Source organism: Streptomyces sp. NPDC005402, from assembly GCF_040606575.1.
Classification (GTDB): domain Bacteria; phylum Actinomycetota; class Actinomycetes; order Streptomycetales; family Streptomycetaceae; genus Streptomyces.
Genome location: NZ_JBEXFB010000015.1, coordinates 20,377 through 41,762, shown reverse-complemented (window position 1 = coordinate 41,762; position 21,386 = coordinate 20,377). Strand labels below are relative to the sequence as shown.

General features: G+C 70.3%; 15 protein-coding genes and 1 pseudogene. 10 read left to right on the top strand and 6 right to left on the bottom strand.

The features are described from left to right. Nucleotides 1-16 precede the first annotated feature (16 nt). The 4 genes from ABZT02_RS27250 (at nt 17) to ABZT02_RS27235 (ending at nt 6,063) form a co-directional block, all read left to right on the top strand. On the top strand, nt 17-1,408 hold the full coding sequence (locus ABZT02_RS27250; RefSeq protein WP_356021734.1) for an ABC transporter substrate-binding protein: 1,392 nt from the start codon (nt 17-19) through the stop codon (nt 1,406-1,408). A gap of 4 nt (nt 1,409-1,412) precedes the next feature. Beyond that, the gene (locus ABZT02_RS27245; RefSeq protein WP_356021732.1) at nt 1,413-2,756 is read left to right on the top strand and encodes a sugar ABC transporter permease; all 1,344 of its coding nucleotides are present in this window, start codon (nt 1,413-1,415) and stop codon (nt 2,754-2,756) included. Next, nucleotides 2,753-3,661, top strand: coding sequence for a carbohydrate ABC transporter permease (locus ABZT02_RS27240; RefSeq protein WP_356021730.1), 909 nt, complete (start codon nt 2,753-2,755; stop codon nt 3,659-3,661). The genes ABZT02_RS27245 and ABZT02_RS27240 overlap by 4 nt, the downstream gene beginning before the upstream one ends. A gap of 143 nt (nt 3,662-3,804) precedes the next feature. After that, a complete protein-coding gene (locus tag ABZT02_RS27235) occupies nt 3,805-6,063 on the top strand; it encodes a bifunctional glycosyltransferase family 2 protein/CDP-glycerol:glycerophosphate glycerophosphotransferase (protein ID WP_356021728.1) in 2,259 nt (752 codons plus the stop codon). Nucleotides 6,064-6,213: 150 nt separating this feature from the next. Here the strand turns inward: ABZT02_RS27235 and galE are convergent, their stop codons facing one another. After that, on the bottom strand, nt 6,214-7,194 hold the full coding sequence (gene galE, locus ABZT02_RS27230) for a UDP-glucose 4-epimerase GalE (protein WP_356021726.1): 981 nt from the start codon (nt 7,192-7,194) through the stop codon (nt 6,214-6,216). Nucleotides 7,195-7,387: 193 nt separating this feature from the next. Next, the gene (locus ABZT02_RS27225) at nt 7,388-7,876 is read right to left on the bottom strand and encodes a MarR family transcriptional regulator (protein ID WP_356021724.1); all 489 of its coding nucleotides are present in this window, start codon (nt 7,874-7,876) and stop codon (nt 7,388-7,390) included. A gap of 122 nt (nt 7,877-7,998) precedes the next feature. Here ABZT02_RS27225 and ABZT02_RS27220 point away from each other — a divergent pair, with 122 nt between their 5' ends. Beyond that, a complete protein-coding gene (locus tag ABZT02_RS27220; protein ID WP_053850338.1) occupies nt 7,999-8,412 on the top strand; it encodes an organic hydroperoxide resistance protein in 414 nt (137 codons plus the stop codon). A 510-nt stretch (nt 8,413-8,922) separates the two neighbouring features. Continuing rightward, nucleotides 8,923-9,855: an ADP-ribosylglycohydrolase family protein gene (locus tag ABZT02_RS27215; protein WP_356021722.1), complete on the top strand. Its 933-nt coding sequence runs from the start codon at nt 8,923-8,925 to the stop codon at nt 9,853-9,855. Nucleotides 9,856-10,035: 180 nt separating this feature from the next. On the opposite strand, the gene ABZT02_RS27210 is transcribed toward ABZT02_RS27215, so the two are convergent. Further along, nucleotides 10,036-10,674, bottom strand: a complete 639-nt coding sequence (locus tag ABZT02_RS27210; protein ID WP_356021720.1) for a TetR/AcrR family transcriptional regulator — start codon at nt 10,672-10,674, stop codon at nt 10,036-10,038. A gap of 313 nt (nt 10,675-10,987) precedes the next feature. Between ABZT02_RS27210 and ABZT02_RS27205 the strand changes: the two genes are divergently transcribed. Both ABZT02_RS27205 and ABZT02_RS27200 read left to right on the top strand, forming a co-directional pair. Next, on the top strand, nt 10,988-11,905 hold the full coding sequence (locus ABZT02_RS27205) for an ABC transporter permease (protein ID WP_356021718.1): 918 nt from the start codon (nt 10,988-10,990) through the stop codon (nt 11,903-11,905). Then, a complete protein-coding gene (locus tag ABZT02_RS27200; RefSeq protein ID WP_356021716.1) occupies nt 11,898-12,719 on the top strand; it encodes an ABC transporter ATP-binding protein in 822 nt (273 codons plus the stop codon). Before ABZT02_RS27205 ends, ABZT02_RS27200 begins: the two co-directional genes overlap by 8 nt. Before the next feature lie 75 nt (nt 12,720-12,794). Here ABZT02_RS27200 and ABZT02_RS27195 read toward each other — a convergent pair whose 3' ends face one another. After that, entirely contained in the window at nt 12,795-17,744 is a 4,950-nt protein-coding gene (locus ABZT02_RS27195; protein WP_356021714.1) for an NAD-glutamate dehydrogenase, read from the bottom strand. A gap of 516 nt (nt 17,745-18,260) precedes the next feature. On the opposite strand from ABZT02_RS27195, the pseudogene ABZT02_RS27190 reads away from it, so the two are divergent. Then, nucleotides 18,261-18,829 (top strand): annotated as a pseudogene (locus ABZT02_RS27190) (DJ-1/PfpI family protein). 30 nt (nt 18,830-18,859) lie between these two features. Here the strand turns inward: ABZT02_RS27190 and ABZT02_RS27185 are convergent. Together ABZT02_RS27185 and ABZT02_RS27180 are read right to left on the bottom strand one after the other, a co-directional pair. Next, complete coding sequence (locus ABZT02_RS27185) at nt 18,860-19,525, bottom strand: HAD hydrolase-like protein (protein ID WP_356021712.1); 666 nt, start codon at nt 19,523-19,525, stop codon at nt 18,860-18,862. Nucleotides 19,526-19,613: 88 nt separating this feature from the next. Continuing rightward, nucleotides 19,614-20,129 (bottom strand): hypothetical protein, encoded by a 516-nt coding sequence (locus tag ABZT02_RS27180; RefSeq protein WP_356021710.1) that lies wholly within the window; start codon nt 20,127-20,129, stop codon nt 19,614-19,616. A 306-nt stretch (nt 20,130-20,435) separates the two neighbouring features. Here ABZT02_RS27180 and ABZT02_RS27175 point away from each other — a divergent pair, with 306 nt between their 5' ends. Further along, nucleotides 20,436-21,275, top strand: coding sequence for an Rv3235 family protein (locus ABZT02_RS27175; RefSeq protein ID WP_356021708.1), 840 nt, complete (start codon nt 20,436-20,438; stop codon nt 21,273-21,275). Nucleotides 21,276-21,386: the final 111 nt, after the last annotated feature.

The following is a 21,386-nucleotide window of genomic DNA, read 5'->3' as shown; positions in this document are numbered from 1 at the left end:
GAAGAACGGGGTCGTGATGCGCAGCACGAGCAGCACACAGCGGAAGCCCAGGTCAGCGAACAGGGCTGCGAAATCGGCGGCCGCCGCACTCGCGGCGGCCCTCGCCCTCTCGCTCACCGCATGCGGCGGAGACGACGACAAGAGCAATGACACAGGCGCGACAGGCGGCAAGGAGAGCGGCAGCAGTCTCAGCCTGCCCAAGCTGAACGGCCAGAGCCTGGAGGTCGCGGCCGTCTGGAGCGGCGCGGAACAGGCCAACTTCAAGAAGGTCCTGGCGGAGTTCGAGAAGCGCACCGGTGCCAAGGTGACCTTCGTGCCCGCCCAGGACCCGATCGTCAACTTCCTTGGCTCGAAGGTCGCGGGCGGCCAGCCGCCGGACATCGCGATGCTCCCGCAGCCGGGCGCGATCAAGCAGGCCGTGGACAAGAAGTGGGCCAAGCCCCTCGGCACGGAGGCCAAGGCCGAGCTCGCCAAGAACTACTCGCAGGGCTGGCAGGACATCGGCAAGGTCGGCGGCACCCAGTACGGCGTCTACTACAAGGCCGCCAACAAGTCGCTGATCTGGTACAACGCCAAGGTCTTCGAGAACGCGGGCGCCACCGAGCCGAAGACCTGGGACGAGCTGCTGACCACCGCCCAGACGGTCTACGACTCGGGCGTGACCCCGTTCTCCGTGGGCGGCGCCGAGGGCTGGACCCTGACGGACTGGTTCGAGAACATCTATCTCTCCCAGGCGGGCCCGGAGAAGTACGACCAGCTCGCCAAGCACGAGATCAAGTGGACGGACCCGTCCGTGAAGGACGCGCTGACCACGCTGGCCCAGGTCTGGGGCAAGAAGGACTATGTCGCGGGCGGCGCCAAGGGCGCGCTGCAGACCGACTTCCCGGCCTCGGTGACCCAGACCTTCACCGGCGGCGACCAGCCCAAGGCGGCGATGGTCTACGAGGGCGACTTCGCGCAGGTCAACATCCAGACGGCCAAGGCGAAGGTGGGCACGGACGCGAAGGTGTTCCCGTTCCCGAAGGTCGGTGACACCGCCCCCGTGGTCTCCGGCGGCGACGCGGCCGTGATCCTGAAGGACTCCAAGGCGGCGCAGGCGCTGGCCACCTTCCTGGCCTCCCCGGACGCGGCGACGATCCAGGCCAAGCTGGGCGGCTATCTCTCGCCGAACAAGAGCGTGGACATCTCCGTGTATCCGAACCCGGTGCAGCAGAAGATCGCCAAGGCGCTGATCGACTCGGGCGACGACTTCCGCTTCGACATGTCCGACCAGGCCCCGCAGGCCTTCGGCGGCACCCCCGGCAAGGGCGAGTGGAAGGCGCTCCAGGACTTCCTGACGAACCCGAAGAACATCGCGGGCACGCAGGCCAAGCTGGAGGCCGACGCGGCGGCCGCCTACGGGAACTGACGCGATGACGTCGGCCACCGAGGCAGGGGCCCCACCGGCCCCTGCCTCTCCCAAGTCGCGCAGGAGCGTGACCGGCACGCGCAGGACCGTGGCAGTGCTCTTCCTGCTGCCCGCCCTCGTGCTGCTGGGCGCGCTCGTGGTCTACCCGATCGGGTACTCCCTCGTCCGCAGCTTCTACGACCAGTCCGGTGACGGCTTCGCCGGAATCGACAACTACAAGGCCCTGTTCACCGACGACGGCATCCGCACGGCCCTGAAGAACAACATCATCTGGGTGGTGTTCGCGCCGACGATCGCCACCGCGCTCGGTCTGATCTTCGCGGTGCTGACCGAACGGGTGCGCTGGGGAACGGCGTTCAAGCTGGTCGTCTTCATGCCGATGGCGATCTCGATGCTGGCGGCGGGCATCATCTTCCGGCTCGTCTACGACCAGGACCCGGACAAGGGGTTCGCGAACGCGGTGTGGGTGGGCGTGCACGACACGTTCGCGCAGTCCTCGGCGTTCCCGAAGGCCCACCCGGGCCGCAACTCGCCGCTGGTGGCCCAGGGCGGCGGCTTCGTCACCAAGGCGACCGTCCACACCGGCGGCACGGTCACCCTCCCTCTGGTGGGCGTCGCCCCGGACCAGATGCCCGGTGACGCGAAGAAGGCCGTGGCGCCGCAGGCCGACCCGGGCCGGATCACCGGGACGACCTGGCAGGACTTCACGCGCGGCAAGGGCGTCGGCACGCTCGGCGGGGTCGACCCGACCGAACTCGGCTACCCCGGCATGAAGATCGAGGCGGTCAAGGACGGCAAGGTCGTCGAGACGGCGAAGGCCGGTGACGACGGCACGTTCTCCTTCTCCGAGAAGGCCGACGGAGCCCAACTGCGGTTGCCGGCGAGCAACTTCAAGGAGGCCTACAACGGGATCGACTGGCTCGGCCCGTCGCTGGTGACGCCGGCGATCATCGGGTCGTACATCTGGATGTGGGCCGGTTTCGCGATGGTGCTGATCGCCGCCGGGCTCGCGGGCATCCCCCGCGAACTCCTGGAGGCGGCCCGGGTCGACGGCGCGAGCGAGTGGCAGGTCTTCCGCAGGGTCACGGTCCCCCTGCTGGCACCCGTCCTCGCGGTCGTCACCGTGACCCTGATGATCAACGTCCTGAAGATCTTCGACCTGGTCTTCATCATCCCCCCGGGCTCCTCGCAGGACGACGCGAACGTCCTCGCCCTGGAGCTGTACCGCAAGGGCTTCGCCGAGGACCAGCCGGGCATCGCGAGCGCCATCTCGGTGTTCCTGCTGCTTCTGGTGATCCCGGTGATGTGGTTCAACATTCGTCGGCTCAGGCGGGAGGTGCGGCGATGACGACTCAGGCCGAAAGGCTCCCCGAGACGACAACGGCCGAGGGCACGAAGGCGAAGCAGTCGCTCGGCTCACGGCTCGTGGAGCGCGTCAGCGGCGGTGTGGTGAGTGTGTTCCTCGTCGTCGTCGGCCTGTTCTGGCTGGTGCCGACGATCGGGCTGCTGATCTCCTCGCTGCGCAGCCCCGGGGACCTCGCCGCGACCGGCTGGTGGAAGGTCTTCACCAAGCCCTCCCAGCTCACCTTCGACAGCTACGACAAGCTGCTCCACAACAGCGACATCACCAGCTCCATCGTCAACACCATCCTGATCACGGTCCCGGCGACGCTGCTCGTGATCGTCATCGGCGCGCTCGCGGGCTACGCGTTCGCGTGGATGGAGTTCCCGGGCCGCGACTGGTGGTTCATGGCCGTGGTCGGTCTGCTGGTGGTGCCGGTGCAGGTGGCGCTGATCCCGATCGCCGAACTCTTCGGCAAGATCGGTCTGTTCGGCAACATCTTCGGGGTGATCCTCTTCCACACGGGCTTCGGTCTGCCGTTCGCGGTGTTCCTGCTGCGGAACTTCTTCGCGGAGATCCCGCGTGAACTCCTGGAGGCGGCACGGCTCGACGGCGCGGGTGAACTGCGCCTGTTCGCAAGGGTGGTGCTGCCGCTGGGCGGGCCCGCGATCGCGAGTCTGGGCATCTTCCAGTTCCTGTGGGTGTGGAACGACATGCTGATCGCCCTGGTGTTCACGGACGCCGACAGCCAGCCGATCACCGTCGCCCTGCAGACCCAGATGCGTGCCTTCGCCGACAACGTCGACGTCCTGGCACCGGGCGCGTTCATCTCGATGGTGATCCCGCTGATCGTGTTCTTCGCGTTCCAGCGGCAGTTCGTGTCCGGCGTGATGGCGGGCGCGGTCAAGTAGCCCGTACGAACAGTTGAGTTGGAGGGGCGGACCGACACCGGTCCGCCCCTTCGCGTTCGCCCGAATGCCGTACGGACCGTAACCCCGCGCGGTCGTGGGGCGTTCCCGGGCAGACCGCCCGCGCCGACCCATGGATGTGTGCCGTGCCCAGGTTCAGTGTCATCGTCCCCGCGTACAAGGTCCAGGCGTATCTGCACGCCTGCCTGGAGTCGGTGCTGTCACAGTCGTACGAGGATCTGGAGCTGATCGCGGTCGACGACTGCTCGCCGGACGCGTGCGGCGAGATCGTCGACGAGTTCGCGGCCCGTGATCCCCGGGTCCGGGCGGTCCACCTGGCGCAGAACTCGGGGCTCGGTCCCGCCCGCAACGCCGGGACGGCCGAGGCGACCGGCGACTATCTGCTGTTCCTCGACGGCGACGACACCCTCACCCCGCACGCGCTGCGGGCGATCGCCGACCGGCTGAAGGAGACCGGCGAGCCGGACGTCCTGGTTTATGACCACGCGCTCGTCCACTGGTCGGGCGGGACCGTCCGCGAGGCCTTCGCGGGCGTGCTCACCGAGCAGGGCCCGGCGCCGTTCCGTCCGGAGGACCGGCCGGGGCTGCTGCGGGTGCCGGCGGTGGCCTGGAACAAGGCGTACCGCAGGGAGTTCGTCGAGCGCGCCGGCTTCGCCTTCCCACCCGGCCAGCACACGGATCCGCCCTGGACCTACCCGGTCCTGCTGGCCGCCGAGTCGATCGCCACCCTGGACCGGGTCTGCGTCCACCACCGGCAGCACCGCAGGCGCGAACTCCTCGGCCCGGACAGCCACTTCGACCTCTTCGGGCAGTACGACAGGGTCTTCGCGTACGTCGACTCGCGCCCCGAACTCGCCCGGTGGCGACCGGTGTTGTTCCGCCGCATGGTGGACGACCTCTGGGCGGTGTTCGCCGAGCGGGACCGTCTCCCCCGTGGCCTCCGTCGCGAGTTCCTGCGCCGGGCCCGCGACCACTACCGCGCCCACCGCGCCCCGGGCCACCCGGTCCCGGCGCGTTCCCGGCCGCGCCACACCGTGATCCGCCTGGGCCTGTACCGCACCCACCGGCTCACGGAACTGGCCCACAGGTTCGGCCGACGGACCGCCCGCCCGGTCGTACGCCTCGCCAGGTTCCTGCACGCGGCAGCCCTGCGGCTCCACTACCGCGTCCAGCGCCGCCTTCCCCTGCGCGCGGACCGTGCCGTCTTCGCCGCGTACGGGGGCCGCGGCCACAGCTGCAACCCGGGCGCGCTGGAGGAGGCGTTCCGCACCTTCGCCCCGCACATCCGCACCACGTGGATCGCCCGCCCTGAGCACCACCACACGATCCCGACCGCGACCCGCCGTGTCCGACCCGACACGGCCGCCTACTGGACGGCGCTCGCCCGCTCCAAGTACCTCGTCGACAACACCGACTTCGACCGCCGTCTGGTCAAGCGCCCCGGCCAGATCCTCGTCCAGACCCAACACGGCACGCCCCTCAAGCACATGGGCCTGGACCTCCAGGAACGCCCGGCGGCCGCAGGCGACTTGGACTTCGACGCGATGCTGCGCGGCGTCGACCAGTGGGACTACCTCCTGTCCCCCAACCGTCACACCACCCTGACCTGGGAGCGGGTCTACCCCGGCGGCTACACCACGCTCCCCTACGGCTGTCCCCGCAACGACGTGTTCCAGCGGGCGACTTCGGAGGACGTACGGCTGCTGCGCGAGTCCCTCGGCATCCCCGCGGGCTCGGTGGCGATCCTGTACGCACCCACCCACCGCGACTACCGCCGCACCCAGCACGCCGGTCTCGACCTGGACCGGCTCCTGCGCCGCCTGGGCCCCCGCTTCGTGGTGCTGGCCCGCGCCCACCACCGCCACGGCGGCCCGCTCGTCTCCCCCGCCCCCGGCCGGGTCATCGACGTCACCGACCATCCGAGCGTCGAGTCCCTGTGCCTCGCCTCGGACGCCCTGGTCACCGACTACTCGTCCCTGATGTTCGACTACGCCAACCTGGACCGCCCGATCGTGATCCACGCCGACGACCGCGAGGCGTACGAGGCGGCCCGGGGCACCTACTTCGACCTGCGGTCCTTCGCGCCGGGCGCGGTCGCGCGCAACGAGGACGAACTGACCGACATCTTCGCCACCGGCCACTGGTGCGGTTCCCGCTCCACCCAGCTGCGCTCGGCGTTCCGCGAGCGCTTCTGCCCGTACGACGACGGCCGCGCCGCCGAGCGGGTCGTACGCCATGTCGTCCTGGGCGAGTCGCAGGTGCCCCCGGTGATCCCGCTCGCGGAGCGCCACCCGGTGCCGTCGGCGGCGGCAGCGCTCGACCGCCCTCCGCCGGCCACCGTGCTTCGCCCCGCCACAAAAACGCCCGTCGCCGAGACCCACTGACGAAACGCCGAGACCAGGAGGGGCCGATGCCGTCCAGCCCGTCCCATCCCACACCGACCCGCCCGCCCACCTGGCGCCCGGTGGGACGGCCGGGGCGCCGGCTCCGCTGCCGGGGCGCGCGGATGGTGGGCGGATGGTGGAGGGGCGCCGCTAGCCCCGAGCCGCCTCCGGATGCAGCCGCACCCATCCCTCCCACGCCGACGTGATCATGTCCCGGACGTCGTGCTTGGCCTTCCAGCCGAGTTCTGTGGCAGCCAGGTCGGCGCAGGCGACCACCCGGGCCGGGTCTCCGGGGCGGCGGGGGGTGACGGTCGGGGGGCGGTCGTAGCCGGTGACGGCGTTGATGTGGTCGATCATCTCGCGGACCGAGACGCCTTCACCGCGGCCGATGTTGACGGTGAGGTCGCGTCCGGGAGCGGACTGCAGGGTGCGGGCGGCGGCCACATGGGCCTCGGCCAGGTCGGCGACGTGGATGTAGTCGCGGACGCAGGTGCCGTCGGGGGTGTCGTAGTCGTCGCCGAAGATGCGCGGGGCCGCGTCCTCGGTGAGCTTCTCGAAGACCATCGGGACGATGTTGAAGACGCCCGTGTCGGCCAGTTCGGGGCTCGCCGCGCCCGCCACGTTGAAGTAGCGGAGGCAGGCGGTGGAGAGGCCGGTCGCGCGGCCCGTGGCGCGGACCAGCCACTCCCCGGCCAGCTTGGTCTCGCCGTACGGGGACATCGGCGCGCACGGGGTCCGCTCCGTCACCAGCGGGACGTCCGGCATGCCGTACACCGCCGCGGACGACGAGAAGACGAAGGAGGGGACGTCGGCCGTCGTCACCGCCTCCAGGAGGACGCGCAGGCCCTCGACGTTCTCCCGGTAGTAGTGCAGCGGCAGCTCCACCGACTCCCCGACCTGCTTCTTCGCCGCGAGGTGGACCACGCCGGTGACTTCGTGGTCCGCCAGGGTGTGCGCGACCCGTTCGGCGTCCAGCGTGGAACCCACCACCAGCGGCACGTCGGCCGGTACGCGCTCGGCGACTCCGGTGGACAGGTCGTCGTACACGACCGCCTGCTCGCCCGCCCCGGTCATCGCCCTCACGACGTGCGCCCCGATGTAGCCGGCGCCGCCGGTGATCAGCCAGGTCATGTACGGCCGTCCCCTCGTCGGTTGACCCGTGTCCGCGTTTCAGTGAACCAGGCCGCCGGGTTCGGCGGGTGTCACGGGGGTCACCGCGTGCGAAGCGAGTGACACGTGCGGTGTCGACGCCCTTTTCGGTGACCGCCGGTCCTCAGCCGATGCTGAGCAGGTCCTCGGTGGCCGATCCTGGGCCAGTCCTCTGTCAGTCCTCGTCGGGCAGCTCGGCGTGCACCGCCGCGTCCAGGGCCGAGGTGAGCTGGTCCAGGCGGGCCCGCAGGTCGCGGATCTCGTCCACGTCGAAGCTGGTCGCGGAGACGATCCGGCGCGGCACCTGCACCGCGCGCTCGCGCAGGGCGACGCCCTGCTCGGTGAGCCGCACCTCCACCGAGCGCTCGTCGCGGGCACTGCGCTCGCGCTGGACCAGGCCGGCCGCCTCCAGTCGCTTGAGGAGCGGGGACAGGGTGCCCGAGTCGAGCCGCAGGTGCTCGCCGAGCTTCTTGACGGGCAGGTCGCCGTGCTCCCACAGCACGAGCATCACCAGGTACTGCGGGTAGGTGATTCCCAGGTCCTTGAGGATCACGCGGTAGACGCTGCCGAAGGCGCGCGAGGCCGCGTTCAGGGAGAAGCAGATCTGCTGGTCGAGGCGGAGCCAGTCGGTGGCGGGCGGAGAGGCGGTCGGGGACGTGTCCATGCGTCCAGGGTAACCCTTGGGAGCCATTTAGTTGTGCACAATTGAGTTGTGTGCTCTACTTGAGCCCGTGAGGCGGTCGCTGAAGCACCGCCGGAACGTGACTTCGAGAGGGATGGGTTTCCATGGACGCGCTCTACACCGCTGTCGCCACCGCCACCCACGGCCGTGACGGCCGCGCCTACACGAACGACGGCAAGATCGACGTCGCTCTGGCCCCGCCGGTGGAGCTGGGCGGCAACGGACAGGGCACCAACCCGGAGCAGCTGTTCGCCGCCGGTTACGCCGCCTGTTTCGGCAGCGCCCTCGGTCTGGTCGGCCGCCAGGCCAAGGTGGACGTCAGCGACGCCGCCGTCACCGCCGAGGTCGGCATAGGCAAGCAGGGCGAAGGCTTCGGCCTCAAGGTCGCCCTCCGCGTCGAGCTCCCCGACACCGTGGACGCGGAGACCGGCCGCAAGCTCGTCGAGCAGGCCCACCAGGTCTGCCCCTACTCCAACGCCACCCGCGGCAACATCGAGGTGGAGCTCGTCATCGAGTAGGGCAGCGATGTGACTTGCGGGGGTCGGGGAGTCCGGTTGTCGTCGCGGCTCGGGCTCGACGGGCGGCCGGATGGAGCGGGGCTTGCTCGCATGGGTCGTCGGCGGGTTCGGCCGGCCCGCGCGGGGGGGCGCATCCGGTTAGGACCAGCCCGCGCGGAGGGCTGTTGCGACTCAGAGCTGTTGCGACTCAGGGCCCGGTTGCGCGGAGGGCTGTAGCTGCTTGAAGTCGGTTCCTGCGCCCAGCGGTCGCACCCCCGGGACAGGGCTCACTTGCGGGGCTACCAGTGGCTCAGGGACGGCCCAGGGACGGCCCGTGCGGAGGGCCGCGCTGCGCGGGCTGCCCCGCACACAGCGCGGCCCTGGCAACTCTGAGGCCGCCGGGAGGCCGCACCGGACCAGGACTTGCCCGCGCGGGCTGCCGACGACTCACGGCGGCCCACGCGGAGGACCTTTGCAGCTCCGAACAGGCCCATGTGGGAGGCCGCAACCGGTCGGGGCTAGCCTGCGTAAATGGTCGTTCGCGCAGAGCGCGCCCTGGGCGCCGTCGTCGGTTCCGCTGTGGGGGACGCGTTGGGCGCCCCCTTCGAGTTCGGGCCGGAAGGTGCCTTCTCGCACCGGTTTCCGGAGCCGGGACATGGCGGCGAGATGTGCGGCGGTGGCGGCTGGGAGCCAGGTGAGGCGACCGACGACACGCAGATGGCGATCCTGGTCGCCGAGTCCTTGGTCGAGTGCGGCGAGCTCGAACTCCCGGACGTCTTCCGCCGGTTCCAGCGGTGGGCGGCGGCTGAGCCGAAGGACATCGGCCTCCAGACCGAGGCCGTGCTGAGCAGCGGTGACCCGTGGGACACCGCGGCCGCCCTCCACTTCCAGATGAACCAGAGGGCGGCGGGAAACGGCGCATTGATGCGGGCGGCCCCGTCCGCCGTGTATTTCGCTGCCCACGGCCGGGAGGCCACCATGACCGCCGGCCGCCGCCTGGCAGCGCTCACGCACGGCGACCGGGCCGCCTGGGAGGGCACGGCCGTCTTCCACGAACTGGTACGGGTGGCCCTGGCAGGCGGCGACCCGCTGGACGCCGTAGAAGCCACCCTTGACGCGGTCCACCGAGACCACCGTCGGCGCTACGCAACCGTCCTGGCCCCCGACTGGCACCCGGACCAGGCCACCGAGTTCAACGGCGCCGTATGGCCCTGCCTGGGCTCCGCGGTCTGGGCGCTGCGTACGACGACCTCGTACGAGACAGCCGTGCGTGCCGCGATCGACCTGGGCGGCGACACGGACACGGTGGCAGCGGTGACGGGCGGCCTGGCGGGCGCGGTGCACGGCATCACGGCTGTCCCGGAGCGCTGGACGACGGCCCTGCATGTGCCACTGCCGGGCTTCGCCGACCGGGTACTGAGAACGTCCGACCTGGCAGCCCTGACCCAACGCCTCACCGGCTGACGCAAGCGATCGCATTGGTGAGCGCCCACGCCGAGTGCTGCTCCACCGATCCGCCCATGCGGCGGCAGCAGACGGGGCAGGGGCAGCGGCCGGGTCCGGGTCCGGGTGCTCGCCCCGGAACTCCTGGCCTTGCGCGCGGCACAGCACTCCGGCCAGGGACGCGGCCACGGCCGCTGAGGCTCAGAGCGCCTTCAGCGCCTCCGTCGTGGCCCGGGCCAGCGCCGCGAGATACCCCTTCGGCAGCTTAGGGCTGCGGATCACCACCGAGCGCCAGTACAGGGGGCCGGAGATCAGATCGAGGGCCAGTTCGTCGTTGAGGCCCGTACGGAGCTCCCCGCGCCGCTCCGCCGCCGAGATGATCTTGCTGGCGACGCCCTCCTGCCCCTTCTGCAACGCGTTCTGCAGGGCCTCGGCGATCTCGGGGTTACGGGCCGCCTCGGCCTGGAGGTCCGGGATGATCTGCGAGGCCACGGGGTGCCGCAGCGCCCGGGACGTCACCTCGTACAGCATCCTCAGGTCGTCCTCCAGCGAGCCCGTGTCCGGCACCGGCAGGCCCATCACCGCGATCTCCGAGACGACGTCGAGGACCAGGTGCAGCTTGGAACGCCAACGCCGATAGACCGCGGTCTTGCCGACGCCCGCGCGGCGCGCGATGCCCTCGATCGACATCCGCGCGTATCCGACGCCCGCGAGTTCGTCGAAGACGGCCGCCCGAATGGCTTCCGTCACGTCCTCACGGAGAACGGCGGCTCCTGCCGGGGCACGGCGGCGCGTACGGGTCTGCGGCGCGTCGGCATTGGTCGTCATGCGGACCAGCATAGGGCGTAGCGACGAAACGGTCCCGTTCCGACGCGAGGTCGCCACGACGAAAGGGTAGCGACCTGACGGGAGTCGTCGCGACGAGACGGTGCCGTCCCGACGTGGCCCGTGACGACGATACGGTTACGTTCCACCGTCATCCGTGACGACGAAACGGTTGCGTTCCGACGCTCACTCGCCTTACGCTCACGTTGCGACGATACGGTCCCGTCCCGACGTAAGAAAACGTGAAGAGTCACGTAAGGAAACGTCGGATGACGGGCACGCCAGCCGCACGCGCACCACCCCCACCCTCCGAGCGAAAGCAGCGGATGTGAGCCAGGTCCTCGACACACCGCCCCCGACAGCGTCCCCGGCCGAAGACGACCTCTCGGCCCTGGCCGCCCGGCACGGCCTCGCGGTCAGCGGCGCCCGTCCCTCCCTGCCGGACTACGTCCGGCAGTTGTGGGCAAGGCGTCACTTCATCACCGCGTTCTCGACCGCCAAGCTCACCGCGCAGTACAGCCAGGCGAAGCTGGGCCAGGTCTGGCAGGTGATGACCCCGCTGCTGAACGCGGCGGTGTACTACTTCATCTTCGGCGTGCTGCTGGGCACCAAGAGGAACGTGGCGGACTATGTCCCGTTCCTGGTCACGGGCGTGTTCATCTGGACGTTCACACAGAGCTCGATCATGGCGGGCACCCGCGCGATCTCCGGCAACCTCGGCCTCGTGCGCGCCCTGCACTTCCCGCGGGCCGCGTTGCCGATCTCGTTCGCCCTCCAGCAGTTGCAGCAGCTGCTCTTCTCGATGGCCGCCCTGATCGTGATCCTGCTCTGCTTCGGTGTCCCGGTCGCCGCGTCCTGGCTGTTGGCGGTCCCGGCACTGGTGCTGCAGTCCACGTTCAACGCCGGCGTCTCGATGATCATGGCGCGGATGGGCGCCAAGACGCCGGACATCGCGCAGCTGATGCCGTTCGTCCTGCGCACCTGGATGTACGTCTCCGGCGTGATGTGGAGCATCGACAAGCTGGCCAAGGGCCACCACGACTGGCCGTCCTGGGTGGTGCCCGTCCTGCAGGCCAACCCGGCCGCGGTCTACATCGACCTGATGCGTTACTCCCTGATCGACAGCTTCCACGCCAGCCAGTTGCCGCACCACGTGTGGGCGATCGCGGTGGGCTGGGCGCTGGTCGCCGGCGTCGGCGGCTTCATCTACTTCTGGAAGGCTGAGGAGACGTACGGCCGTGGCTGACATCGAGAACGACAAGATCCCCACCGTCGTCGTCGACGGCGTCGACATCGTCTACCGCGTCAACGGCACCGGCGCGGGCAGGGGCTCCGCCACCGCCGCCCTCAACCGCATGCTGCGCCGCGGTCAGGCCGAGAAGGCGGCGGGCGTACGCAAGGTGCACGCCGTGAAGAACGTGTCGTTCGTCGCCTACAAGGGCGAGGCGGTCGGACTGATCGGCACCAACGGCTCCGGCAAGTCGACCCTGCTCAAGGCGGTCGCGGGCCTGCTCCCGGTGGAGAACGGCCGTATCTACACCGACGGCCAGCCCTCCCTCCTGGGCGTCAACGCGGCCCTGATGAACGACCTCACCGGCGAGCGCAACATCCACCTCGGTGGTCTCGCCATGGGCATGTCCCGCGAGCAGGTCAGGGACCGCTACCAGGAGATCGTCGACTTCTCCGGCATCAACGAGAAGGGCGACTTCATCACCCTCCCGATGCGCACCTACTCCTCCGGCATGGCGGCCCGCCTGCGCTTCTCCATCGCCGCCGCCAAGGACCACGACGTCCTCCTCATCGACGAGGCCCTCGCCACCGGCGACCGCTCCTTCCAGAAGCGCTCCGAGGAACGCATCCGCGAACTGCGCAAGCACGCGGGCACGGTGTTCCTGGTCAGCCACAGCAACAAGTCGATCCGCGACACCTGCGACCGGGTGCTGTGGCTGGAGCGCGGCGAACTGCTCATGGACGGCCCCACCGACGAGGTGCTGGCGGCTTACGAGGAGTTCACGGGCGGCCCGGACAAGGCGAAGCCGCAGCCGAAGGTCGCGGCCTGACGTCCGGGACAGCCGACCGGATGAGCGAGGGCGCCCCGAGCCACACGGCCCGGGGCGCCCTCGTCGTCGTATCGCCTATGAATGCTGCCGCAGCAGCGTCCTCATGGTGCGCATCGCCACCGACAGGTTGGCCAGGTCGAACGCGTCCGAACTCTGGATCTCGTCCAGGGTGGTGCGCGCCCGGCTCAGGATCGGGGCGTTCTTCTCCTCCCAGGCCTTGAAGCGCTGCTCGGGCGTGGACGTGCCGTTGCCCACCGCCAGTACGTCGGCCGTGAGCGCCGAGTGGGCCGCGTAGAGGTCCTCGCGGATGGATGCGCGGGCCATGGACTGCCAGCGGTCGGCGCGGGGCAGCTCGATGATGCGGTCCATGAGCTGGGTGATGTGGAGACGGTCGGCGAGGTCGTAGTACACCTCGGCGACGTCCATCGGGTCCCGGCCCATGCGGTCGGCCACCGAGACGATGTCCAGCGTCGGGAAGGCCGAGGAGAACCCGGCCACGCGCGTGGCGAGTTCATCCGGGACCCCGGCGCCGCTCAGCTCGTCGTAGATCTTCTGGTACCACTCCAGGTCGGCGCCCCGCAGCAGCTTCGGCAGCTGCGACCACACCTGCTCGACGCGGTCACCGAAGAACTCGACGGTCTCGGCGAGCTGGAGCGGCTGCGGCCGGTTGTTGAGCAGCCAGCGCGTGCCGCGCTCGACGAGGCGGCGCGAGTGCAGGCGGATACGGGTCAGTACGGCGGCCTCGACCTGGTTGTCGAGCGCCTCGACCCCGTCCCACACGACGCCGGAGCGGAAGATCGCGCGGGCCACGGTCTGCGCCCGGACGATCTCCTCCAGCGACGCGCCGGTCTCCTCCCGCAGGCGGTGCAGATAGGTCGTACCGCCCGTGTTGACCGTGTCGTTGACCAGGACGGTCGTGGTGATCTCGCGGTGCAGCGGGTGGTTGTCGATGTGCTCGGGGAACTTGTCGCGCAGCGCGGCCGGGAAGTACGTGTGCAGCAGGCCGTGCAGGTAGGGGTCGTCCGGGAGCGAGGTGTGCAGCAGTTCCTCGGCGACCGTGATCTTCGTGTACGCCAGCAGGACGGCCGTCTCCGGGCTGGTCAGGCCCTGGGCGGCGCCGAGGCGTTCGCGGATCTGGCGGTCGGTGGGCAGGAACTCCAGGGCCCGGTCGAGGTGGCCCTCGCGCACCAGGTGGCGCATGAAGCGCTGCTGGGCGTGGAGCATGTCCTTGGACTGGGCGAGTGCGTTGGCGATGGCCGTATTCTGCGCGTAGTTGTTGCGCAGAACCAGGCGGCCGACCTCGTCGGTCATCTCGGCGAGCAGCTTGTTGCGCTGCTTGACCGTCATGTCGCCCTCGGTGACCAGGCCGTTGAGCAGGATCTTGATGTTCACCTCGTGGTCGGAGGTGTCCACGCCGGCGCTGTTGTCGATGGCGTCGGTGTTGATCTTGCCGCCGTGCAGCGCGAACTCGATCCGGCCGAGCTGGGTCAGGCCCAGGTTGCCGCCCTCGCCGACGACCCGCACACGCAGGTCGGCGCCGTCGACGCGGATGGGGTCGTTGGCCTTGTCGCCGACGTCCGCGTGGGTCTCGGTGGACGCCTTCACGTACGTGCCGATGCCGCCGTTCCACAGCAGGTCGACCGGCGCCTTGAGGATCGCCTTCATCAGGTCGGCCGGGGTCATCTTGGTGACCTTGTCCTCGATACCGAGGGCCTCGCGGACGTGGGCGTTGACCGGGACGGACTTGGCGGTACGGGGGAAGATGCCGCCGCCGGCGGAGATCAGCTCGGTGTTGTAGTCGGCCCAGCTGGAGCGCGGGAGGTCGAAGATGCGGCGGCGCTCGGCGTAGGAGGTGGCCGCGTCGGGCTTCGGGTCGAGGAAGATGTGCCGGTGGTCGAAGGCGGCGACCAGGCGGATGTGCTCGCTGAGCAGCATGCCGTTGCCGAACACGTCACCGGACATGTCACCGATGCCGACGACGGTGAAGTCCTCGGACTGGGTGTCGAGGTCCAGTTCGCGGAAGTGCCGCTTGACGGACTCCCAGGCGCCGCGGGCGGTGATGCCCATGCCCTTGTGGTCGTAACCGGCCGAGCCGCCGGAGGCGAAGGCGTCACCGAGCCAGAAGTTGTACGACTCCGCGACCCCGTTGGCGATGTCCGAGAAGGTCGCGGTGCCCTTGTCGGCGGCGACCACCAGGTAGGTGTCGTCCTCGTCGTGCCGGACAACGTCCGCCGGGGGCACGACCTCGCCGGCCACCATGTTGTCGGTGATGTCGAGCAGGGCCGAGATGAACATCTTGTAGCTGGCGATGCCCTCGGCCAGCCACGCGTCCCGGTCGACGGACGGGTCGGGCAGCTGCTTGGCGACGAAGCCGCCCTTGGCGCCGACCGGCACGATGACGGTGTTCTTCACCATCTGCGCCTTGACCAGGCCGAGGATCTCGGTGCGGAAGTCCTCGCGCCGGTCGGACCAGCGCAGCCCGCCGCGCGCGACCTTGCCGAAGCGCAGGTGCACGCCCTCGACGCGCGGCGAGTAGACCCAGATCTCGAACGCCGGGCGCGGAGCCGGCAGGTCCGGAATGGCCTGCGGGTCGAACTTCATGGAGACGTAGTCGTGCGGCAGGCCGCCCTGCGCCTCCTGGAAGAAGTTGGTGCGCAGGGTCGCCTTGATGACGGTCAGGAAGGAGCGCAGGATCCTGTCCTCGTCCAGCGAGGCCACCTGGTCGAGCGCCGCGTCGAGCTCCTCCAGGAGGGCGTCGACGAGTTCGTGCCCGGCGCGCTGGCGGTCCGGCGACATCCGCGCCTCGAACAGGGAGACGAGCAGCCGGGTGGTGTGGACGTTGTTGCGGAGGGTGTCCTCCATGTAGTCCTGGCTGAACGTCGAGCCCGCCTGGCGCAGGTACTTGGCGTACGCCCGCAGCACCATCGCCTGACGCCAGTGCAGGCCGGCGCTCAGCACCAGGGCGTTGAAGCCGTCGTTCTCCGCCTTGCCGGTCCAGGTGGCGGCGAAGGCCTCCTGGAAGCGCTCGCGGCCGTCGTCGCCGAGGTAGTCACCGGTGCCGTTCTGCGACTTGGGCATGCGCAGGCCGAAGTCGTAGATCCAGGCGATGCTGCGGTCCGAGCAGCGCAGTTCGTAGGGCCGCTCGTCCATGACCTCGACGCCGAGCCGGTTGAGGACCGGCAGGACGGCGGACAGGGAGATGGCGTCGCCCTTGCGGTAGATCTTGAAACGGCGCTCCTCGGGGGCGGCGCCCACCGGTTCGTAGAGGCTGAGCGCGAAGTCGTTCTCCTCGCCGAGCCGCTCCAGGTGGACGAGGTCGGCGACCGCGGAGCGCGGACTGTGGTCGGCCTTGTAGCCCTCGGGGAAGGCGCTGCCGTAGCGGCGCGAGAGTTCGGATGCGCGCTCCTCGCCGAGCTCGGCGTTGAGCGCCTCGGCGAAGCCGTCGGCCCAGGAGCGGGCGGCCTCGACCAGGCGGGCCTCGATGCGCTCCTTGTCGCTGTCGCTGAGCTGCGGCAGCTCGGTGCCCTGCGGGACGCGGACCACGAAGTGCAGCCGGGACAGGATCGACTCGGTGTTCCAGGCGGTGAAGTCGACGCTGATGCCGTCGAGTTCTTCCTTGAGGATGTCGATGATCCGGAGGCGGACGCCGGTGGTGTAGCGGTCGCGGGGCAGGTAGACGAGGGCCGAGTAGTAGCGGCCGTACTCGTCCTGGCGCAGGTAGAGGCGCAGCCGCCGCCGCTCCTGGAGGTACAGGACGGAGGTGGCGATGGACTCCAGCTCGTCGGCCGGGGTCTGGAAGAGCTCGTCGCGCGGGTAGGTCTCCAGGATCTGGAGCAGGTCGCGGCCGTCGTGGCTGTTGGGCGAGAAACCGGCCCTTTCGAGCACCTCGTCCACCTTGCGCCGAATGACCGGAACCCGGCGCACCGACTCGGTGTAGGCGGCAGAGGAGAACAGCCCGAGGAAACGCCGCTCGCCGACGACATTGCCGTCCGCGTCGAACTTCTTGACCCCGATGTAGTCGAGGTACGACGGCCTGTGCACCGTCGCCCGGCTGTTGGCCTTGGTCAGCACGAGCAGATTGTGCTCACGCGCCTTCGCGCGGGCGTCGGCGGGCAGCCGCTCGAAGGACGGGCTGACCGGGTGGCCCTCGTCGCCGGCGTGGTGCGGGTCGGAGCGCAGGATGCCGAGGCCGGTGCCGGGCACGGCCGCGAGGGAGTCGTCCGGCCTGAGCTGGTACTCCCGGTAGCCGAGGAAGGTGAAGTGGTCGGCGGCCAGCCAGCGCAGCAGCTCGCGGGCCTCGTCGATCTCCGTGTCGCGCAGATCGGTGGCGACGGGCTCGGCGGGCAGTTCGTCGGCCATCCGCAGGGCCGCGTCCCGCATCTTCTCCCAGTCCTCGACGGCCTCCCGGACGTCGGACAGGACACGCAGCAGGTCGGCGGTGATCTGCTTCAGGTCCCCGCGGTCGGTCTCGCGGTCGATCTCGACGTGGATCCAGGACTCGGTGTGCGCGTCGTGCGGGAGGTCGGCGGAGGGCGGGGCGGTGAGGACCTCGATCAGCCTGCCGGTGAGGTCGCGGCGGACGACGACCTGGGGGTGGATGACGACATGGATGCCGCGCCCCTGCCGGGTCAGCTCGTTGGTGACGGAGTCGACGAGGAAGGGCATGTCGTCGGTGACGACCTCGACGACCGAGTGGGTGCACGTCCAGCCGTTCTCCTCCACCGTGGGCGTGTGCACTCGCACGTTGGCCGTGCCCTGCGGGCGCGTCTCGCCCAGCCGGAAGTGGGAGAGAGCGGCTCCGTAGACGTCGACCGGGTCGCGGCCGGCGAGGTCTTCCGGGGCCGTGTGCAGGTAGTAGCGCTGGAGGAACGCGAGCACGGTCTCGCTGTCCGGGGTGTCCGGGGTGCGGGGGGTGTCGTCGTCCGTCGTCCCAGTCGGTAGGTGCCCCCCGACCGGGCTGTTCTCAGCTACCCGTGCGGCCCTCTCGAGCAGCTCGGCCTTGGCTTCGTCCAGCTTGGTCTGCATTGTCCTCTGACTCCTGTCGCGCGCCGTTGCGTGACGTAGAAGGAAGTACGGCCTCTTCCCCTGCGGCTCGACGCCACGGCCCGGGGTCTCCGGTCTGCTCCGACGCTATGCCGCAAGGTGAGAAGAGCGGGGGTATATCAGCCATTCTCGACACGCCCGCCAGGTGTGACGCTGCTCTCTGCCGCGCCGGTGACGAGGGTGTACTCGGCGTCATGGGGGCCCCTACGGCCCCGTCCCGCCCGCGAGGACCAGCGGCCGCCGCCCGGCCACGGAGGTGTTCCGTGCGCACCGGGCGCGGGGCGGGGGCCACAGCGCCCCCGCGAACTATCGCGCTGATCACGCCACCCAGGCTATCGCCCCTCACAGGGGGGTCGTCATGAGCCGTATGTGTACAAAACCGGGGGTGGAACTTTGACACTCTGCACAGTGCCCACGCCGCATCCAGGCCATGACCTTTTCCCCTCCCCCTTCGCACACCCTCTTGGCAAGCACGTCCCGTCGGTGCACTTTGCCGACATGACCACAAAAATCCTCATCGTCACCGGTGACGCAGCAGAGTCGCTGGAAGTCCTGTACCCCTACCAGCGGCTCCGCGAGGAGGGCTACGACGTCCATGTCGCGGCCCCCGCCCGCAAGAAGCTCCGCTTCGTCGTCCACGACTTCGAACCCGGCTTCGAAACACCTACACCGAGAAGCCCGGCTACACCTGGCCCGCCGACCTGGCCTTCGCCGAGGTCGACGCCGGTCAGTACGCCGCTGTCGTCATCCCCGGCGGCCGCGCCCCCGAGTACCTGCGCAACGACCCCGAGCTCCGCAAGATCCTCAAGTCCTTCTTCGACGCGGACAAGCCGGTCGCCCAGATCTGCCACGGTCCCCTGCTCACCGCCGCGATCGACGGCCTGCGCGGTCGCCGCGTCACCGCCTACCCGGCTCTGGAACCCGACATGCAGTCCGCCGGCGCGGCCTTCCAGGACGCCGAGGTGGTCGTCGACGGCACCCTGGTCTCCTCCCGCGCCTGGCCGGACCACTCGGCCTGGATGCGGGAGTTCTTGGGGGTGCTCAGGGCGAAGGCACCGGTGACCTGATCGACGGGGTGCCGGAACCGACGCGAACCGTCACGCCGCTATTCGCTCGGCCTCCGCGACCGCCTCCGCCAAGGTGTCCACCACCGGCACCCCGACCCCCTCGAGACTGGCCCGGCTGTGCGACCCGCCCGTGTACAGCACAGCCCGTGCCCCCACCCGCATCGCGGCCACCGCGTCGTCCGCGGCGTCCCCGATCACCACGGTCCGCGCCGCCTCCACTCCCACCAGCGCGGCGAGATGCCGCTCCATGTGCTCCGCCTTGCTCCCGCCTGACGGTCCCGTGCGCCCGTCCACCCGCAGGAAGTGCGCCTCGATCCCGAACCCCCGCACCAACGGCACCAGCTCGTCATGCACGTACATGCTGAGGATCGACTGGCTGCGGCCGGCCGACCGCCACCCCATGAGCAGCTCCACCGCCCCCTCGGTGAGCCCGCACCCCACCCGGTGCTCGGCGTAGTACCGGTGGAAGGTCTCGTCCATGACCTCCCACTCCGCGTCGGTGGGCAGCCGGCCGAGCAGTCGCTCGTAGAACTTCGGTACCGGCACGCAGTACAGCGCCCGGTACTGCTCCATCGTGATCGGCGCGAGCCCCAGCTCGCCGAACGCCGCGTTCGTCGCCCCGATGATCGCGTCGTTGTCGTGGAACAGCGTGCCGTTCCAGTCCCAGACGATGTGCGCCCCTGTCAGCTTCCCCATGCCAAAAACGTACCCGCCCCCACTGACAATCAGGAGACGGGCAGGTCAAAGTGGGTAAAGCCGCGACTCTGCACGACGGAGAACGGACTCAGCCGCCGAGCCCCACCAGGTTCGGGATCTCCTGCGTCGCGTACCACAGCAGCTCGTGGTCCTCGGCCCCGTCCACCACGAACTGCGCGTCGTCGTCCCCCGCGTCCGCCGCCGCCAGCGCGTCCACGGCGGCGGTGACGTCCTCCACCGCGCCGTCCGAGTCGACGTGCACCGCGGCCGCCTTGGCCAGCTTCACCGTCCCGGCGACCCGCACCTCACCGAGGGCCACGGGATCCATCGCCCGGTCGGGATCGGCGACCGCCGCTCCGTCGGCCACGTCGACGGCCACGACGACCCGGCGCCGCACGGCCCCGGGGTCCGCGGCGAGCAATCGCAGCGAGCCCAGCGCGGCCCGGTTCAGCGCCGCGTACTCCAGCTCCTCGATGTCGTCGGAGAGGTACCACTCGCGCAGGGCGGGCGTGACGGCGTAGGCGAGGAGCGGTCCGGCCCCCAGCTCACCCGTCTTGTACGCCTCGGCGAGACCGGAGAGGGTCAGGGGGACGTAGACGCGCATGACTGGCCGCTTTCGTGGTCGGAGAACATCATCGGAGGGGCTCCGCGAAGGCCTTCAGGATACGTGCGGGCGTCCCCTTTCGAGTCCCTGCCCAGACCTCGGCAGGCGTCCACCCCGGGCCTGGAATTCACCCGCCCTGCCCCCGGATTCCCGGGCTTCCGTCCCCTCGGATCACCCTGATAGGTGAACATTCCGGCCGCCCGACCCGACCCGCCGCTTCCTTGCCGCCGCGGTCCACGGCCCCGTACAAGATCCCCATCAGAAGTTACTGCCCGGTACTCGCCGGGCTCGCAGAACGGGGATCCCATGAACAAGGTCATGACCAGGGCCCAGCACCACCCCGGCGCCCGCCCACCGGCTCGCCGCGACTCCCGCCGCCCGGGCGGCACACCGCCCCGCACGCCCGGCGGCAGCACGCCTCGCACGGCCCCGGGCGACGGCCGCCCACCGGGTTCCCCCGGCAGCGGTCCCCGCGCCGGCACGGGCCCCGCGGACAGCCGTCCGCAGAACATCCCGGGCCGGTCCGAGACGACCACCGGAGCTTCGCGGCGCAGCACCAGGGCGGGCACCACGACGACGAGCACGACCGACACCACGAGCAGCGGCACGCGCGGCACCTCCACCGCGACACGCGCCGCCGCTCTCACCCGCACCGCGGCAGCGGTCTCCGAAGGAACCACTACCAGGCCCTACGCCCCCGCCTCAGGCCCCGCACCCCGCGGCACAGCCACGCGGTCGCACCGCACCCCCGCAGCCACCCCGGCGGTCGTCCCGCCCCAGTCCCCGCGTCGCCCCCTGGCTCCCCAGCCACGCCCCACCGATCTCTTCGCCGACCTCCTCCTCGCCGTGCTGAGCGGCCAGCGCCCCGTCCACTCGATGCTCCGGCACACCGCGGGCCGCGCCTATGACGAACTGGCCCTGCTCGCCGAGCGCGGCCCCCTGCGCACCCGCGGCACCCGCCCCGTCGTCCGGGACATCGGCTACTACGTCCCGCGTCAGGGCGCCGTGGAGGCCTTCGCCCGCATCGGCGCCGGTGACCAGCTGCGCGCCATGGCCTTCCGCCTGGAACAGGGCCAGGACCTCCGCTGGCGCTGCACGGCGGTCGAACTGGGCGGCCCCCGGGCTCCGCGTCCGGACGACGACTGACAGGCCCGGAGAAGCCCGCGAGAGGCACCCACGCATCCCTCATACGCCGAAGGGCCGGCCACCCCGAGGTGACCGGCCCTTCCTGCGCCACGGCGCCCGAGGCACCGTCAC